Annotated in this window: 17 protein-coding genes and 3 pseudogenes; 8 read left to right on the forward strand and 12 right to left on the reverse strand. The window is 69.1% G+C overall.

The window, feature by feature from the left end; translation table 11 throughout:
* Positions 1–590 precede the first annotated feature (590 nt).
* The 3 genes and pseudogenes from AC3IYJ_RS38565 to AC3IYJ_RS38575 form a co-directional block, all read left to right on the forward strand.
* Positions 591–822 (forward strand): annotated as a pseudogene (locus AC3IYJ_RS38565) (IS6 family transposase); the annotation flags it as partial.
* Positions 823–1,828: 1,006 nt separating this feature from the next.
* Positions 1,829–3,244, forward strand: coding sequence for a hypothetical protein (locus tag AC3IYJ_RS38570; RefSeq protein WP_489399159.1), 1,416 nt, complete (start codon positions 1,829–1,831; stop codon positions 3,242–3,244).
* Positions 3,245–3,676: 432 nt separating this feature from the next.
* Positions 3,677–4,492, forward strand: coding sequence for an alpha/beta hydrolase (locus AC3IYJ_RS38575; protein WP_489399160.1), 816 nt, complete (start codon positions 3,677–3,679; stop codon positions 4,490–4,492).
* On the opposite strand, the gene AC3IYJ_RS38580 is transcribed toward AC3IYJ_RS38575, so the two are convergent.
* A complete protein-coding gene (locus AC3IYJ_RS38580; RefSeq protein ID WP_489403072.1) occupies positions 4,489–5,007 on the reverse strand; it encodes a hypothetical protein in 519 nt (172 codons plus the stop codon). The genes AC3IYJ_RS38575 and AC3IYJ_RS38580 overlap by 4 nt on opposite strands.
* Here AC3IYJ_RS38580 and AC3IYJ_RS38585 point away from each other — a divergent pair.
* The 4 genes and pseudogenes from AC3IYJ_RS38585 to AC3IYJ_RS38600 form a co-directional block, all read left to right on the forward strand.
* A pseudogene (locus AC3IYJ_RS38585) lies at positions 4,995–5,162 on the forward strand (NF041680 family putative transposase); the annotation flags it as partial. The gene AC3IYJ_RS38580 and the pseudogene AC3IYJ_RS38585 overlap by 13 nt on opposite strands.
* 50 nt (positions 5,163–5,212) lie before the next feature.
* On the forward strand, positions 5,213–5,620 hold the full coding sequence (locus tag AC3IYJ_RS38590) for a hypothetical protein (RefSeq protein ID WP_489399161.1): 408 nt from the start codon (positions 5,213–5,215) through the stop codon (positions 5,618–5,620).
* 270 nt (positions 5,621–5,890) lie between these two features.
* Positions 5,891–6,082, forward strand: coding sequence for a type I-E CRISPR-associated endoribonuclease Cas2 (locus AC3IYJ_RS38595; protein ID WP_489403051.1), 192 nt, complete (start codon positions 5,891–5,893; stop codon positions 6,080–6,082).
* 47 nt (positions 6,083–6,129) lie between these two features.
* Positions 6,130–6,279, forward strand: coding sequence for a helix-turn-helix domain-containing protein (locus tag AC3IYJ_RS38600; protein WP_489399162.1), 150 nt, complete (start codon positions 6,130–6,132; stop codon positions 6,277–6,279).
* A 36-nt stretch (positions 6,280–6,315) separates the two neighbouring features.
* On the opposite strand, the gene AC3IYJ_RS38605 is transcribed toward AC3IYJ_RS38600, so the two are convergent.
* The 5 genes from AC3IYJ_RS38605 to AC3IYJ_RS38625 form a co-directional block, all read right to left on the reverse strand.
* On the reverse strand, positions 6,316–6,636 hold the full coding sequence (locus AC3IYJ_RS38605; protein WP_489399163.1) for a hypothetical protein: 321 nt from the start codon (positions 6,634–6,636) through the stop codon (positions 6,316–6,318).
* 19 nt (positions 6,637–6,655) lie between these two features.
* On the reverse strand, positions 6,656–7,564 hold the full coding sequence (locus AC3IYJ_RS38610) for a radical SAM/SPASM domain-containing protein (RefSeq protein ID WP_489399164.1): 909 nt from the start codon (positions 7,562–7,564) through the stop codon (positions 6,656–6,658).
* 159 nt (positions 7,565–7,723) lie between these two features.
* On the reverse strand, positions 7,724–7,936 hold the full coding sequence (locus AC3IYJ_RS38615) for a hypothetical protein (protein ID WP_489399165.1): 213 nt from the start codon (positions 7,934–7,936) through the stop codon (positions 7,724–7,726).
* On the reverse strand, positions 7,929–8,099 hold the full coding sequence (locus AC3IYJ_RS38620; protein WP_489399166.1) for a hypothetical protein: 171 nt from the start codon (positions 8,097–8,099) through the stop codon (positions 7,929–7,931). Before AC3IYJ_RS38620 ends, AC3IYJ_RS38615 begins: the two co-directional genes overlap by 8 nt.
* Positions 8,100–8,192: 93 nt before the next feature.
* Complete coding sequence (locus tag AC3IYJ_RS38625; RefSeq protein WP_489399167.1) at positions 8,193–9,368, reverse strand: helix-turn-helix domain-containing protein; 1,176 nt, start codon at positions 9,366–9,368, stop codon at positions 8,193–8,195.
* A gap of 115 nt (positions 9,369–9,483) precedes the next feature.
* Between AC3IYJ_RS38625 and AC3IYJ_RS38630 the strand changes: the two genes are divergently transcribed.
* Positions 9,484–10,020 (forward strand): flavoprotein, encoded by a 537-nt coding sequence (locus tag AC3IYJ_RS38630; RefSeq protein ID WP_489399168.1) that lies wholly within the window; start codon positions 9,484–9,486, stop codon positions 10,018–10,020.
* A 70-nt stretch (positions 10,021–10,090) separates the two neighbouring features.
* Here AC3IYJ_RS38630 and AC3IYJ_RS38635 read toward each other — a convergent pair.
* From AC3IYJ_RS38635 to AC3IYJ_RS38660, 6 genes and pseudogenes are all read right to left on the reverse strand, one after another.
* A pseudogene (locus AC3IYJ_RS38635) lies at positions 10,091–11,094 on the reverse strand (IS30 family transposase); the annotation flags it as partial.
* On the reverse strand, positions 11,045–11,917 hold the full coding sequence (locus tag AC3IYJ_RS38640) for a hypothetical protein (protein ID WP_489399169.1): 873 nt from the start codon (positions 11,915–11,917) through the stop codon (positions 11,045–11,047). The pseudogene AC3IYJ_RS38635 and the gene AC3IYJ_RS38640, both read right to left, overlap by 50 nt.
* A 4-nt stretch (positions 11,918–11,921) precedes the next feature.
* Positions 11,922–14,834: an ATP-binding protein gene (locus AC3IYJ_RS38645; RefSeq protein WP_489399170.1), complete on the reverse strand. Its 2,913-nt coding sequence runs from the start codon at positions 14,832–14,834 to the stop codon at positions 11,922–11,924.
* Positions 14,835–14,998: 164 nt separating this feature from the next.
* The gene (locus AC3IYJ_RS38650) at positions 14,999–15,442 is read right to left on the reverse strand and encodes a hypothetical protein (RefSeq protein ID WP_489399171.1); all 444 of its coding nucleotides are present in this window, start codon (positions 15,440–15,442) and stop codon (positions 14,999–15,001) included.
* 59 nt (positions 15,443–15,501) lie between these two features.
* The gene (locus tag AC3IYJ_RS38655; RefSeq protein ID WP_489399172.1) at positions 15,502–15,825 is read right to left on the reverse strand and encodes a hypothetical protein; all 324 of its coding nucleotides are present in this window, start codon (positions 15,823–15,825) and stop codon (positions 15,502–15,504) included.
* Positions 15,822–16,880, reverse strand: coding sequence for a hypothetical protein (locus tag AC3IYJ_RS38660; protein WP_489399173.1), 1,059 nt, complete (start codon positions 16,878–16,880; stop codon positions 15,822–15,824). Before AC3IYJ_RS38660 ends, AC3IYJ_RS38655 begins: the two co-directional genes overlap by 4 nt.
* Between the last annotated feature and the right edge of the window lie 100 nt (positions 16,881–16,980).

Consider the following 16,980-nt stretch of genomic DNA (forward strand, 5'->3'; position numbering starts at 1 on the left):
CTGCGGGACCGCAACATCGTTTATCCGCAGGGAAATTGACTCAATGTCGCTCAGTTAAAGCTGGTCATGGTTAGCGAATGTGGGCTGCACAAGTGGTTCGTGGCGGCGGTTCAGTAGGTTCGCTGCGGGACTGGGCAATTTGAGGGTCAGCGTTTCGCCAACCTCATCTCCTGGACAGCCAGGAAGGCGGCAGCCGACCTCGAAGCCCCCGGCCACGCCATCCTGGCAGGCGTGATCAATAAACCACCGTGCCAGAACTTGCGGCCATCGCCTGGCAGGGCCTTTGAGCGGGCGTTACTAATCCCACCGCGATACAGGCCACCGCCCAGGTTTCCCGGCGAGAGTCCGGCGTCGGCATCCCCACGCTTCCAGCGGGTATTCAGGTAGGTCCGCGTTCCGCCGCCAGGTGGGTGCGGTATTACATCTAATGATTAGTCGCCCAGAATCGGACTCCCCTCGCATGTTTTAGTAAAGGAATCCTAAAGAGCTGTCGCCGTGCACTGCTCTTTGATGCCGTGGTTGGGCATTGTCACGTTGTCTGGCCGGGGGTGGGGTGATCTTCAGGTTGTCGTGTCCGGGGAGGGGCCGTTGTGTCCGACGTGGTGCCGTCGCACAGGAATCACCGGTATCCGGTGGAGGTCATCTCGCACTCTGTGCGGCTGTACTTCCGCTTCCCCCTCAGCTTCCGCGAGATCGAGGAGATGATGCTGGAGCGGGGCGTGACCGTCTCCTACGAGACGGTCCGGCGCTGGTGCGGGGAGTTCCGGCCAGGCCTACGCCAACGCGTTGCGCCGACGACGCCCGCGACCGGGTGACAAGTGGCCTTACGTTCTTGGACGGGTTGACCGAGCCATTCGTAGGGTTGGGTCACCCAGGGGTGCTGGGTGTGGCTGACAAGTGGCTGCCCTCCGTGGCTTCAGATGCTTCGCCGCCCGGCACCCCACGACGACCGGGCCGCTGATTGGGAAGTGCGAACAAGTCGCTGTGTAAGGCAATGCCGGCGAGGTCGTCCGTGGTGCGTACTGCAGACACGACCTGATGGAGAGCGATGAGCCGGATATGGGCGGGAACCGACTGCGGCAAGACCCACCACCACACCCTGGTCATGGACGCGCAGGGCAACACGCTGCTGACGCGGCGCGTGGCAAGCTGAGGTTCCCCCGAGATGCGGAAGGTTGCGGAGATGGCCTGATGGGCCATGAGAGGGGAGCCTTTGTCATGGCTGCTCAGATGAAGTACCCGCCCGAGTTGCGGCAGCGAGCGATTGCCGCGTACCGGGCTGCGGACCCGAAGCCGGTGATCCGTCAGATGGCCCGCGACCTACCCGGCGTCACCTCCCTTCTAGGCCAGGTGATGCCTGATACCCCTCGCTGCGAGCCCCGGCAGTAAGGACGACGTCGCGCTCTGCCCAATGCGCCGTGGCGGGGCCGCGGCCTCGCGACATACGTGCGTCCCCAGCGCCTCACCGGCCGGGGCAGGGACACCGGGACCGGAGCCGGAGGCAGCGGGCGGGCGGCGGCCAAACTCACCGCGTGACCAGCAATTGAGCAACGGAGTCGCCCTGGCCCTGGTGACATGAAGGGAGTCACCTCACCTGGGTCTGTCGGGGAGAAGTGCACGGCTTCCCCATGTGCCGAGGGGAAGCCGTCCGGGCATGACTACAACCCGGATAGAAGGGAGACGCCTGTCTCCTGGCCTCTCTTCCCAGGGTGTCACGGACGCGCTGGTCAAGCGGGGCCGGTTACCAAAGGAGTGTTACTCGTGAAATCTTTTAGCGGCTTTCTCTGCCCCTGCTGTTGATACGCCGTTCGCTGGCAGTGAGCGCTGGTTGCCTGGTCTGTACTGCCTGTACGGGACGGGCCACAGTCAACAGGTCATGTGTGACCGCTATGAGTGGGACTCGGCGCCCTGGTGGGGGGATCAGCCCGTTGACACGCACTCGCTGCATGACCTGGTCGGGGGGTATGACCTGTTCAGCGACGGCGGCACTGGCAACCTCCTGGACGCCGGCAAGCCCGTCGATGCCGCCCTGTGCCTGGGTGATGTGAGCACTGTCTATCTCTTCCAGGGCGGGAACTGCATCACCTTCTCCATCAACAACCCCTCGGGAAGCCGGCTAAAGACCCAGGGTTTCACCAGCTCCATCAAGGATGTCTTCGGCTACGACTCCGGTGATGGAAATGGGAAGGTGTTTGCGTTCGGTTCGATCGATGCTGCCCTGTACTCCCTGGATGACCATAGAATCTGGTTCTTCGATGGTTCCCAATGCGTACCGGTCGCTGACGACAACTACCAGTGGGACAAAAGCCAGTATCCCGTCCCTATCAGCACCGCGTGGAGCGGTCTTACCGCCGACTTCACCAACGGCATCGCCTGGGCCGCCACCACAAACGTCGTCACCGCCGCGAAGCCGGACGGCGTGTACCAGGACATTGGCTATTTCGTCCAAAACACCAACTGGTGCGAAGTCATCCTCAGCGGGGTCACCGCCCCGGGTAATGGCGGGGCCCTGTGTACCGACCCGGGCGACCCCAGATTCACAATCCCCGACGAAGCCAATCGGATCACCCTCGAACTTTGGGGACCTGGTGGTAACGGTAACGGCAACGACGGCCACGGCGCCACCGGCGGCGAGGGCGGCCACGGTGCCTATATCACACTGATAACCACCGCAGTACCAGGTGCCAGCGGCGTCCATATCGGTGCCCCGGGCGACTGCACCTATTTCTACAGCAACGCGTTCAACCTCATCGCCGGAGGAGGGGGCGGCGGCGGCGCCGGCGGCAACGGCGGTGGCTATGGGAAGTTCGGCGGCGCCGGAGGCCCTGGCGGCGCTGGCGGCAACGGTGGTGGCTACGCCGGCTTCTACGCTGGCTCCTCCGGCGGCAACGGCACCATCGGTGGCGGGAATGCCTACACCGCCGGCGGAGCCGGCGGGGCCGGCGGCAACGGCGGTGCTGGCGCCGCCGGCGTCCCCGGCGTTTCGGGCGGGGCCGGCGGGGTCGGCGGCGACGACGGTGTCGGCTGGGGCTACGGCGGCGGTGGTGGTGGTGGCGGCGGCGGTCAGGGCGCGAGTCTTTATCCCTGGGGGGCGATCTACGAACCGTGCTCGGACGGCGATTCCCGTCTGGCTTACAACCAGCTGGGCGATGGCAGCGGCGCAGGCGGCCAGGGCGGCAGTCCCGGGGGGAACGGCAGTCCCGAGAGGAACGGTGCCGCCCGTATTTCCTGGAGTTGGGCCTGAGCGTCACCACGTCAGGTGCGCAGCACGCAGCGGGCCAGGCCATGGAGTACGGGCTTGGGTGGCTGACTGTCGTTGCCGTGTCGGCTGGCTCGGCCTCACAGGGTTCGGGAGTCCGGGACTGTGAGGCGAAGCCCGCCGCGACTCCGCTGACCAGCGTCACCACAACCCCGGCCGACAGCCCGGCGACCCCGGCAACCGCTCCCCGCGCCACCGGCACGACCCCCGCGTCACGGAGGTAGCCGCCCTTCTCCTCCTGGAACAGGTGACCACCGCCGAGATCGCCGAGCGCTACCAGGTCGGCCAGCGCACGGAGCAGAGGCTGCTCGCCGCAGCCCGAACCGTCACCGAGGACTAAGCAGCCGCTCGATCGCGTGCAACCGCGGATCCTTCTGCGCCCTCGTCCCCGGTGAGCGTGTTCTCTACGATCTGTCCATGACCTCTGAGTTGGACGTCGCGTTCGGATCGTTGGACGGCACTGCGCTAAAGGGAACGCTGACGGTGCCCGAGCGCACGGCGGTGGGAGCGGCCGTCCTCGTGCACGGTGCCGGGGTGACCCGGCAGGAGGGCGGGTTCTTCACCCGGCTCGCCGCCGGGCTCGCCCGCGAGGGCGTGCGCTGCTTGCGGTTCGATCTGCGTGCGCACGGTGCGAGCGGTGGCCGGTCCGAGGAGGTGACGATCGCGGGAGTCGCCAACGACATCCGGGCCGCGAGTGATCACCTGCGGGCCGAGGCGGGCGTGGACCGGCCGGTGCACGTGATCGCGGCCTCGTTCTCCGGCGGTGCCGCCGCGCTGCACGCGGCCTACCGGCCGCAGGACGTGGACCGTCTGGTGCTGCTCAATCCGCGTCTGGACTATCGGGAGCGGTACGTCACCAGCCGCCCGTACTTCGACGCCGACTACATCACCGCGTCCGCCGCCCGGGACCTGGACGAGCGTGGCTACACGGAGAAGTCCCCGTGGGAGCTGGGCCGGGCCCTGCACAACGAGGTGTTCTACCTTGACCCGGACGTCTATCTGCGCCAGGTGCGGGCCCCGGCCCTGCTGGTGCACGGGACGAAGGACACGTTCGTTCCGGTGGAGTCCTCCCGCCGCTACCTCCCGGTGTTCGGGGGGCCGGCCGAGCTGATGGAGCTGGACGGGGCGCAGCACGGCTTCGCCGTGCGCGAGGACCCCCAGTATGCGGATCCGCAGACCCAGGTGTGGCAGGCCGCCGTGATCAAGAAAGTCTGCGGCTTCCTCGCCGGTTAGACCGGCAGGGCGGTCAAGGCCCGGCGCAGCTCACGCACGGTGGGCCGCCGTGCGTACGGGCGGAGCTCACCTGCGGTGCGCCGTAGTTCGCCCAGTGCCTGGCCGAAGCCGGGGACCGCGGCGAGCTGGAGTGCGGACAGCCCGGTGGCGGCGGCGTCGTCGGGCTGTCCGGCGGCGGCCAGGGCCCCGGCGAGGTGGGCGGTGAAGAAGGCCCGGTCCCGTGTGGCGAACGCGCCCTCGGCCAGGTGCTGGCGGAGCAGGGTGACCGCTTGCTGGGGCTGTCCGGCGTCGCGGTGGCAGATCGCGCTCTGGGCCATCAGCCGGTTCTCGCTGTATCCGGCGCACAGAGGGCCGGTGCAGGTCGCCGGTTCGGCGGGGGTCGCGGCGGCGAGGGTCTCGTGGGCCTGGCCGAGGGTGCGGGCGACGGACCGGGACGGGGCACCAGTGAGCGCGAGCTCTTGACTCCGGGCCGGAGGAAGTCGTGCGACAGCCTCCGGGCACACCAGCCGGTGCACCAAAACCCACCCGCCCCGGCCCCCGTCGCCCGCCCGGCTCGAAGAACCGACAGCCCGCCACCCGCTACGACGTCGGACGCGTCCTCGCCACCGGCGAGCCCTACATCCGGCCCGCCCACCACAGGGTCGGCACGAAACCCAGACGCGCTGGATAGGCCATGTCGGACCGCTCCGCAGCCCGACAAAGGCGACCTACCCTGCCGTTATGCCGAAGATCAGATTGAGCAACGACACCAAGAAGACCCTCGGGATCTGGGTTGAACCATGGGGGGAGGACTACTGGATGAAGCCCGAGGAGAAATTCACGATCGTCACGGCCACTCCCAAGGACACCGACCCCGACGAAGAACCATTCGATGTCGTCTTCCACGACCAGGGCGCCAGCGTGTGGGTGAACACCGGCTACGAGGCGACCGTCTACGACCATTCGGGCAACGAGGTCGACTGCGGGCATCAGCGTCCCATCGAAGTCCTGCGTGCCTGGACCGAAGCCTCCGAAGCTGCCGCGGATCGCTCCGACCCGACGCCGGAGCTTCAGGAGAAGGCCCGTAGCGAGGCGGAGACCATGCGATGGCGCCTCTCAAGAGCCGAAGTCGCCGAGCAGGAGGCGTAGGACGACTGATAGGAGCTCGGAGGGACGGAACCCAACCGGCGTCTGCCCAGTTCAGTTCAACGGTCGACGCCAGAGGTTATATGTCAAGCTTACCTCGGGAGGAACAGACTTCGAAGACACGGACCTGTTGTGGGACGACGATGGCGCCGTCCCTGGCGGCACCAACTACGCGGGCCGCGGAGACCTCTCGGCTTACGAAATGAGTGAGAACCACATCGCGGTCATTGGACCCGAAACCACCAAGGCCGAGCCCGCCTCACGACCGACATCATTCTTGTCGCCGCCCCGGAAGGCCTCCGCGGACACCTCACCCGCTGGATGGTCGAGATGAGCGTCGGCGTCTTCGTCGGCAACCCCAGCTGCCGCATTCGGGACCGCTGGCAGCCCGTCGACTTCGACGGACTGGCCCTCTCCGCCCGCCCCCGAAGCCAACCAAATGAAAACAGCCGCCCAGTCAGATAAAGCACCAGTTCAGCAAGTGTCGACCCCGCGCCTGCGGGGATGTTCCTTTGACCCAAGAGGGCGTGGCGCTGCGCATGGGAATCCAGCGGTCGAACTACGTCCGCATCGAGCAGGGCCAGGCTTCTCCACGCCTCGACACGCTCATCCGCGTTGCTGATGCCATCGGCCTTCCGCTCGCGCACCTCGTGCGCGAGTAGCCCCGACCGACGGGGGGATTGCCGGCCGGGGCGGTCTCATGAGGACGGCGACCGCAGGGCAGCCAACCGCTCCTTGTACAGCGGGCCGGCTGCGTAACTCGCAGCCTCCACCGACGGTGCGTACGCCTCGATCAAATAATGCGACCGGGCCTTGAGCTCGGCGGCCCACGCCAGCGCATGCTGCTGCGCGGACCGCCCGCACTGCTGCGGCTCACTGGGCATGCACAGCGGCAACGGGGCGCCCAACTTGTTCGCGGCGTGCCGGACCTGCCCGGCGATCGTCGCCCACTGCTCCTCGGTCCGCTCGCTTCCGGGAGGGGCCGGCCAGCTGAGCATGTGGTCACCGTGCGGGTCCATCAGTCCTCCTCATAGGGGGTCAGGTGGTCGTGATCGTAGCGGGGAGGAGAGGTGCCTCCTCCGGGTCGCAGTGCCCGACCGACGGGACGCACGGGCCGCAGGGGCCGCACATCGGCAGGAACTGCGGCGGCGTGCACGCGGCCGCGCCAGCACCGTGGACGGCGGCTATGTCGGCGCGCGCCAGGGCCAGACGCTCGGCGGTCCAGATATCGGCGAGGGGCTCGACGCGGACGTTGCCGACGTCGATGAACCGTCCGAGGACACACGGCCAGACCGCGCCGTCCGGTCCGACCGCGCATTTCTCGTGGGCACAGTGACCGCACAGGTCCTTGATCTGCGGGCGGGCGCCCGCACTGCCCCGGCCGAACGCCCTGATGCGGTCGCCACCGACCTGCTGCACGCCGATGCCCTGGAGATCGGATACGGCCTCCAGGGCGCGCTGGCCCTCCCGGAGGGAGACGACTCCACCCCGGATCGGGATCCCGAGGTCCACGGCGCGCTCGATGTTGGCCCGGGTCTTGCGGTGGGCGCCGCGGAGCTGGGTGATCGAGTCGTGCTCGGCGGCGTTGTCGCTGTAGTACGACGTGGCGAGCTTCGCGCCGTGCTCGGTGATGGCTTCCCAGACCTCGGGCCGGATGTGCGTCATGTTCGAGAAGATCTCGACGCCGAGACCGCGGCTGGCGGCGTGGGCGATCAGTTCGGGCAGGTGCGGGTAGAGGGTGGGCTCGCCGCCGATGTACTGGACGTCCATGGTGCCCATGTCGGCGAGTTGGTCGATGACGGACACCCAGTCCGCGACGGTCATCGTGCCGTGGCCCTGGTCGGGCCCGGAGTCGGCGTAGCAGTGGTCGCAGCGTTCGTTGCAGAAGCCGGTGACCTCCAGCCAAGCGAACTTGAGGGTCTGTGGGGTGTCGAGAGTGGTACTCATGGTGGTGCCTCCTCGGTCAGATGGGGAGGTGGGCCCGCTCCGGTCGTGGTCCGGCAAGATGCGCGGCCGGAGCGGGAGTTCAGCGAGCAGTACCGATGACGATGGCGGAGAGGATGCCGAGCACGATCAGCACGTAGCAGAGTTGCTGCGGCAGACCAGTCATCCGATGGCCTCGACGTTCCGCTCCGAGGTCGACAGCTCGATGCCGGACTTCATCCGGACGTAGGCAATCGGTGCGTACTCGGGGTCCCCAGCAAAGCGGCGGACCTCCTGATAAACCACAGCCATGAGCGTGCCCTCCGTACCGGAGGCGACGTCACGGACCTGCTGATTCAGGAGCGGATGGGCAAGGTGTTCTCCGGGTTCAGGCATGGGAGGCGTCCTCATCCATGCCGTTGAACCGTGCGAACCCCGCCTGGGCGCGGTCGAGAAGGTCGGCGCTCGGCTCGACCATCTCGGCCGTACCGAGGTGCGGATCGTCCGGGGTGTCGATGCTGAGCACGCCGCGGGCGTAGCTGATGGTGCGGCTGGTCACGGGTCACTCCCTACCGTCGTCAGCGGGTGGTAGACCCAGCCTGACGGCCCAGGGAGGCCGGAACACTCACAGATTTGTGAGTGCCTGTGAGTGCTACAGCCCGATCCAGCGAGCCATTCCGCCGAGGCTGTCGGGAGCGCGCCGGGACATGTGCACCAGGCCGCGGATAGTCGCCCGAGTGCCGGCCAGGTGCCTCGTCTGTTCTGGGGCCACCCGTCGGGCCTGCGCCAGATATTTCAGGGATGCCTTTGGGGAACCGGCCTCCATCTCCACTAGGGCACGGTCCACCATGTAGCGGGCCCGCCGAGACGTCAGCATCGTGTCCGGCACTGTCAGGGCCCGCGCCTGCCCGAGAGCCTCGTCAAATCGGCGCATCGCGATGGACGCGCCGAGCTGGTGCAGCTCGACGTTGACGCGCCCGAAACTGAGCCAGTGCACGTCTCCGGCCTCGCCGCCGACACGTCCTGCAAGTTCCCGGGCCGCGCCTAGATGGGTTTCAACCGCCGTGGCGTCGCCGTTCTTCGCGGCCACGGTAGCCAAGCCGAGGTGAAGCTGACCGGTTACGGCGAGGGCCTCGCGGCTAGTCTCCTCAGCAAGTAGACCTTGGCCAGAGGTGATCAGCAGGGTACTCGTCGAGCACCGCCACAAGGTTGCCCGCTTGTACCGCTGGACCGCCTCGACACAGGGGTCCGATGCCCGGCCTGCGGCCCAGCCCATCCGGTCCAGGGCGACGCGCGCGAGGTCCGGGTGGTCCAGCTTCAGTGCCACATCGTGGGCCGTGCGGTAGGACGAGGCCAGGGCCCGCCAGGCCTCCGTTGTGGGCTCAGTCCATACGGTGTGGGTCAGTTCGACGATCAGCGATGGCAGTGCCTTGGCGGCGGCACGCAGGTGGGTCGCCCGGACCTGCTGGCACAGGGCGTCCGCCTGCTCAGCTAGCACGGGCATGGGCCGGATCGAGGTGAGGTCAGGGTTGGGGCCGAGATCGAAGCGGTCGAGGGCTTCACGGATGGGGGCGACCAGCGCGACCAGGCGGTCAGGCGGCAGCGATGTCACGGCGGGCGGTCCTGTCAGGTCGGACGTGTCCACCCCGAGGGTCTGCGCTACGGCCGCCACAAGGCCAGCAGAGGCGCGGCGGGCCCCGCATTCGACCTGATTCAGGAGGCTGAGGCTGTACGGAATCCGGTCAGCTAGCTCGCGCTGGCTCAGGCGCTTCAGGCGTCGCTGTTCCCGGATCCGGGAACCGGTGTGGTCATCGTCGGGTAGAGGCATACTGGTTCTCCGTCCAAGACTCGTCATCAAGGACGTTACCCGCGTACAGCGCGCCGGGTTGCTGATCGCCCCCGACTCCGCGTGGATCGGGGGCGATTGCATAGGCTCGGGCAGCATGACGACGAGGACTCTCTACCTGCTCTGCTCCGCAGCCCCGCCCGTCTTCGAGATCGCCAGCGTGGTCGAAGAGGCACAGCACCGAGGCTGGGACGTGTGCCTGGGGCTCACGCCGACTGCTGCCGAATGGCTGGAGGACAACCTCGACGGGCTCGCCGCCCTGACGGGGCACCCGGTGCGCTCGCGGTACAAGCGGCCCGGTCACCCGGACGTGTGGCCGCCGGCGGACGCGGTACTCGTAGCCCCGGCGACGATGAACACGCTGAACTCGTGGGCCTTGGGCATCACCGGCACATGGTTGGTGGGCTTCGTCGCGGAGGCCATCGGCAAGGGCATCCCGCTGACGGCGATGCCCTGCGTGAACTCGGCGTACGCACAGCACCCGCAGTTCCCGCGGTCGCTGGAGACCCTGCGCGAGGCTGGGGTCCAGGTGCTGTTCGGGCCGGTAGGGTTCGAGCCGAACGCCCCGGGTGAAAAGCGGCCGTACCCCTGGACGGTGGCGCTGGACGCGGTCGACGAGTACCGCGCGCAGTAGTGCGTCTGGACGCACGAAAGCGCCCCCTCCCGCCCGTAGGCGCATTTCAGGGGTCGTAGCAACACAGTGATCAACTGGCTGTCGCCAGGAGCTTAGCGAGACGCTCGCTGGGGTTTCCCAGTCGAGCGTTTTGCGTGGGCGGCTGTTGAGTTCGGCGGCGACGGCGTCGAGGTGTTCGCGGGTATGGACGGAGAGATCCGTGCCCTTGGGGAAGTACTGCCGCAGCAGGCCGTTCGTGTTCTCGTTGGAGCCGCGTTGCCAGGGGCTGCCGGGGTCGCAGAAGTAGACGGGCATGTCTGTGGCGGTGCTGAACTCCTGGTGGAGGTGCATCTCGGAGCCCTGGTCCCAGGTGAGTGAGCGCCGCAGGTGGGCGGGGAGAGCGGAGACGGTCTGGATGAGCGCATCGCGGACGAGGGTGGGGTGCCGGCCGTCAGGCAGGTGGAGGAGAGTGACGAAGCGGCTTGAGCGCTCCACCAGTGTTCCGATCGCGGACTTGTTGGTCTTACCGACAATGAGGTCGCCCTCCCAGTGCCCAGGAATCGCGCGGTCGGCGGCCTCGGCCGGCCGCTCGCTGATCATCACCATGCCTTTCGACATGCGTGGCTGGCGCTTGGAGGACTGGCGGTGTGGCCGTCGCATGGCGCGTCCGGTCCGCAGGGCCCGGGTCAGCTCGCGGCGGAGTTCTCCGCGGCCCTGAACGTAGAGGGCCTGGTAGATCGTCTCGTGGACCACGTGCATCTCCGGCCGGTTGGGGAAGCGGGCCCGCAGAGAACGGCAGATCTGCTCCGGGCTCCAGCGTCGTTCGAGATGCTGCTGGATGAAGTTCCGCAGCTCGGGGTTACGAACGATCTTTCCCGGCTTCGGGCGGGGCCGCCGGGCGTCGGCCCTGGATTGTGCGGCGTGCGGGCGATAGGACCAGCGGGACGCGTTCCCGCGCACGGGCATGCCGTTGCGGCGTATCTCCCGGCTCACCGTCGAGGGGCTGCGGCCCAGCTCGGCCGCGATGGTGCGGATCGATGCCCTTTCACGCAACCGGTCGGCGATTTGGATGCGCTCGGACTCCCGCAGACAGCGGCTTGGGCCTGCCGATGGCGACTCCCGATGGGCCGGGGGAAAGGTCGACGTCCGTCGGGGACTGCCTGGGAGCGCCACTCCTGATCCATTTCAGGTGGGCCGTGTACGCGGCGGCTTCGTCCGGGTTCTCGGGGTCCAGGACGCGGCCGTACTGCAGGAGCATGTAGGGCTTGACGACCAGGGCGTCCGTCAGGGCGTTCTGGATGGGGGCGGTGACCGTTCTGGCGTCGGCCTGCTCGCTCGCGCAGCCCTGATGGGGCTGCTCGGCGTTGTCGCAGGGACGCGCGCCGCGCGGTGGAGTGGCGCCGAAATAGGAGCCGGCGGTGATGGAGGCGACCTCGATGGCGGCCTGGTGGGTCTGGGCGAGAGGGCCGTCCTTGCCGAGCAGGTAGTCGGGGCGGATGAAAGCACTGGCGGCGAGCGCGGCGATGACCAGGGTCATCGCGATTTCTCCGAGGCCGGTGCCGGCCTTGCCGCGTACGAACAGGATCAGCCCGAAGACGAACGCCCAGCCCAGCAGGAGGCCTTGGAGCCCGAGCGCACCGACAACATGCTGCTGGTAGGCGTCGGCGAGTTTCTGGGCGGGCCCGGTCAGCAGGGTCAGGAGTGGGAACTTGAAAACGAAGGCGATGAGCCAGCAGGACAGACCGACCAGCAGGCGCACGAGGGTGAACAGGCCGCTCATCACCAGTTGCTGGACGTGCCCGACCACGTCGAGGTCCGCCAGTTTGTCGCCGTACGCGACCTGGACTCCGACCGGGACGCCCGGGGTGAGCTGTGGAGAGGCGGGAGCAGACTCCAGCTGATAGCCGCTGAGCGGCACGCCTTCACGGGTAAGGAGGTCCAGGGGCCCCAGCAGACCGCCACCCGCACCGGCTGCGCTTCCATCGGCAGCGGCCGCCACCACCGTGTTCGTCACCAGGAACACGACGGTGAGCAGGACGACGAACCCGGCTGCGCGCAGCGTCCCCCGGTCGACGTGGAGGCGGGCGGTCACAGCCGCCGCCCAGCGGTGGACACGAGCCCGATGGCGGCTGCGATGGCCAGGGTGGAGAACAGCAGCAGGCCGGTGCGGCTGTCCGGATGGCCGGACCGGATCGCGGCCTGCTCCGCCGGGCGGGACGTATCAACGTGCTGCGTGAGCGCCTGCGTGCAGTGGTCGTGCACGGGCCCCATGATCCACTCGCAGCGGTCGTCCACGGCTGCCGTTGCGGAGGTGGCCGTGCCTGCCGGGGTGGAGGGGTGGGTGCGGGGCAGGGCCCAGGCGGCGACGGTGCAGGTGAGCAGGGGCAGGGCCATGGCCGCGACGAGCAGCAGCCGGACCCCGTTCGTCCGCGACATCGGTTCCCCCCGAGAGCTGTGGGCCGCGGGGTGCGGCCGGGTGTGGTGAAGATGGATTCCTTGAGGCGGGGCACCGGGGGGACGACGACTTTGATCCGGCCGACCTGCATGCGCGGATCGCGCAGCAGCATCTCGCCCTCGCGGCCCGGCTGGCCGACGGGGGACAGGCCAGTGGTCACCAGCCGGAGCAGCTCCTCGTCCTCGCCGTCCAGGCCCAGGAAGCGCAGGCCTTTGGCCGCGCGGGCCCGGTCGGCGGTGCGGGCCAGGAACCGGTAGGCGATCAGCGCGGCGTCCTTGCCGAGTTCGGCTTCGTCGTGGCCGCCCAGGAAGCAACCGGCGCCGTGTTTGCGGCCGTCGTGGAGAATCTCGCTGACCAGAGCGGATCCCTCCGCTGAGGAGGTCAGCCAGTAGCACTCGTCCACCGCGACGAGACAGAACCGCTCCGGCTGGGTGAAGGCGGCCTGGCGGGCGATCGCCGCGATCAGATACAGCATGGCTCGCCCGATCAGCGCCTCCAGCGGCTGTTGGCGCAGCACCTCGATGTCCGCGAACGCTTCCTTGGGCGGCAGCGTGAGGCCGGCGGTCGTGACGACCACCAGGTCCGAACCCAAGTCCCCGTCGAGCGTGAGCGGCGGCAGATCCGGGTCGAACACCATCGCGGCGAGGGGGTTGCCGCGCACGATCCGCAGCAGGTCCGCCATCGTGGCGGCCGCGTCCGCGCGCGCGGTCCCGCTGCCTCGCTCGGCGAGCGCGGCGACCACGTCCAGGACTTTCCCCATCGACGGCTGCGGCCCGCCCGCGACCTCCTCAACGGCGTGGTGGAGCACGGCGCCGCCGGCGGTCATCGCTCCCACGCCGAGCTGCAGGGTCAGGTAGGACAGGGCGTAGTGGGCTCCGACCGGCCCGCCGAACACGCGCAGCGGGTCGATGGAGATCTGGGCCCGGGCGGCATCGATGACCTGGCAGCGACCACCCATCGCCGCCTGCCCGAAGCTCGCCCACTCCCGGATCGGGGTCCGGTCGATGACGATCGCCCGCCCGCCCCGGTCCACCACCGCGCCGGTGACCAGCTTCTCCAGAACGCTCTTGCCGCTTCCCAGATCACCGACGACGGCGCTGGACGCGGACGCGTTGACCTGTGGGGCATCGGCCGGATTGAGCAGGACGGGGCGGATCGTGCCGCTGTCCAGGTCGTGGCCGACCATCATCCCGGCCGGATCTCCCACCCGCGACAGCGTGAACGCACCGCACGCCGCCCAGTCCTCCGAGAGCTGGTGCTGCGTGAACTGCGAGAGCTTCTGCGCCCGCACCGCACCCGGCACACCCAGGGCGAACAGCTCCTCCTGCATCCCATACGGACGCTCCACCCGGTAGTCGCCGCCCGCCAGGGCAGCCGACAGCTCCCGAGCCCGTGCATCACACGTCGCCGCGTCCGGCCCCCACACGCTCAGGACCGTCACCGACTGCACCTCCACCTCCACCGAGGTCCGCGCCATCCGCGCGTCCTGCTCGGCGAGATCACCCGCCGCCTCCGGCAGCGAGTGCGGCATCCCCGTCGGCTGCGCCCCGTACTGCCCGGCCTGGTCCAGGAGCTCGCGCTTCTTGCGCTGGACCTGGGCGCGGGCCTTCTTCGCCGACACCACCTGCAGATCCACCACCACGTCCACCGGAAACGGCAGTCCCTCCAACTGGGCCAGCACATCAGCGTTTTGAACCGATACCGCGGGCGGGAGCTCCGCGAGGACCAGGTGTGCCTGGTAGCCGGTCCCGGCCTCGGATTCGACCTGCAGCCACCGTCGGCCCACCGGCGAAGACGCTCCGGCCAAGCGCCACCACGGCCTACCAGAGGGCTTGTGTTCCTTGAAGGTCTCCTGGCCGCCCTCGGCCAGACGGATCTGCCCCAGATCGGCGTACGACGGGGACTGCAGCCGTCCCGCGCGGACCTGGCTGCCGTAGAGCGGACTGTGCTCGGCGTCGGAAAGCAGCGGCTCCTGGGCAAGGCCCCGGTGGACGGCGTGCTGGAGCATCCACACGATTTCCGCCGGAGAGGCCGGCCGCAGGCCCAGCCCGCCCCCGAGCGAACTCTGGATCCGGTCGGCTTCCGTGAACGCGGCCGACACCTCGGCCTCCGACACCGGCACCGGCGCGAGATCCAGCGCCGCCGACAGCTCCGCATACAGACCGGTGAGAGAAGCCGCCGCTGCTCCGCCCTTGCCGGGGAGGGGGACGGTGAGCCACAGGGTCCGCTCGTGCATCTCCTGCCCGGACAGCAGATCGACGGTCGCCGCGCACGTCTCCGCCCAGGCCGGAAGGCGCTGCCAGTCCACCCCCGTCGTCATCCGCTCGGCGATCTCGCCGGGGTCGGTGGACGAGGCGAGGACGAGCAGGCGAGGATCCATGCCGGGCACCGAACGCACCAATGAGGTGATGCGGCCCAATAGCTCCTGGCGAACCTCGGCGGGCAGATAGCCCCCCGGCAACGGGGTCACCCGCCACACCGCCCATGCCCGGGACGACGCCGACCACAGAAGATGCCCTGCGACATGACGCAAGGGGTTCCGCATCACGCCGCCCTCCCCGCACAGGCCGCATCTCCGAGAAGCCGGGACAGACCTGAACCGGCAGCCGCACGCCGCCCAGCGGAGACGGCCTCCACCACAACGGACCCCCGAGCAGACACCGGTTCGGGCGCGGGCTCGATGAGAAACCGGCCCCGAAAACAGGAGGGCCGGCGCTCACGGGCAACGCGGCCGCCGATCCGACCGGCCGGATGCCGCAGCAGCAGCGTCGACACACCGAGCAGCGCGGTGAACGGGTTCTGCCCGGCGATCTGCGCCCCGCGCACCGCCCACACCGAAGCCAGCCACAGCACGACCGGTACCGGACCCGCCCACGACCACAGCCCGTACGTCCTGATGAGCGCGAACGCGCCACCGCCCAGGACGACCAGCTGCGCGGGCGTGTACGGGCCAAACCAGATCATCCAGTCGCCCAGCCTGCCCAGCACCCAGGGATGCCGACGCGCACTCGTGTACACCCGAGCCACGCGCGGCCGCGCCGCCGTGCTCACAGCACCCCTCCGCGGTCGCCCACCGAGGCAGGAGTAACCACGAGGGACACGGACCCGGCGCCTTTGGCGGGGTGGTTGATCTCGTCGGAGAACATGCCCGCGATGGCCTCGCGGGAGTTGTAGAGACCCAGCGCGATGATCATCGCGATCAGTGCACCGATCCCAGCCTTCAGGGAGAAGTTGCGGACGATCGCGGCGAGGACCACCACCGTCAATGCGACCTTCAAGCCCTTGTCGCCCCAGCTGGACAGCGTCCCGAGCAGGGAGTTACCCAGCGCATCGAGCTGGCCCGCCAGCATCACGGTGTTGGTCGGGCTCATCGGGCACCGCCCGCGACAGCCGCAGGGGAGGGAGCGACCGAGCCTGCGGGTGGTGCGGTGATTCCGGCCTCCAGCGCGCTGACTTCCCAGCGCCCGGCTCGGGCGGTCACCTCCAGCCGGTAGGCAAGCGGCCACCGCACCCCGGCCCGGTCCTCACCGATCGCCCGGAGGCGGACACGGGCCTTGGCCCCGTCCGCAGGCACCGCTGCACCCGCCGCGACCTCGATGTCCGCGGCAACATCCTCGACGTCCACCCGGACGTACGGAGCAACCTTGGGCGCGGAGACCCGCAGCCCCGGCGACAGATACCGCTCCAGACCCGCCCCCTGCCCACCGAGATAGGCACGGACGAACTCACCCAGCGACAGCGCCAACGCTCCCGTGCTCGCGACGGGGTGGCTGAAGGCAGACTCGGGGCCCGCGGTCGCGTCGGGAGCGGCGACCTCGGCCGGCGTACCGCTGATGTTGACCGGGCCGCTCTTCCCGCCAGTTCCGGAGACGGCGAAGTACCGCACTAGGGCGGTGGCCGCGGGGGTCCCGGCCGTGGGCGCATCGGCTTGGTCGCGTCCGCCGACCACGGCGACCACGGCCGTCCACCCTCCCTCAGGCGTGAACGCCGTGCGCACGGTGATCGCCTGAGCGCTCCCGGGCACGGACCCGTTGGTGCGGGGGCGCTTCGGCAGTTCCGCCTGAGGGGCCAGCGCCCGTACGGCTGCCGCGATGCCGCTGTCGGGGCTGGCGGCGTCGGCCCGCAGCCACAGCTCCACGAACATCTCCGCCATGCCGCCCGGTTCGATCGGAGGACGGACGGTCTCCGAGGAGCGCTGTGCGGGTGCGGCCTGGGCCACCGTCACCTTGGGCGCGGTCAGGGACATGGCCAGGGCGAGGGGGCCGGCCGCGAGCGCGGTCCAGATCCCGATCCGAACGAACCGGGGCCTGCGGGAGACCGGCCGTCCGGCGGGGACGGTCTCGGGACGGGAGCGGCGCAGCGACGCAACCGGCGATGCGGCCGTACGCCGCGCCGTGCGGTCACGGCGTGGGGGAATAAGACTCATGGTGATGCCTTCCGTGGGAGGGGCCTTGCTCTGCCCCACGGAACGGCGGCGTCCTCACCGGTTCGCTTCCCACGGCCCCACCTCCGGCATCACAGGTGAG

This window comes from Streptomyces sp. GL_140 (assembly GCF_057834465.1).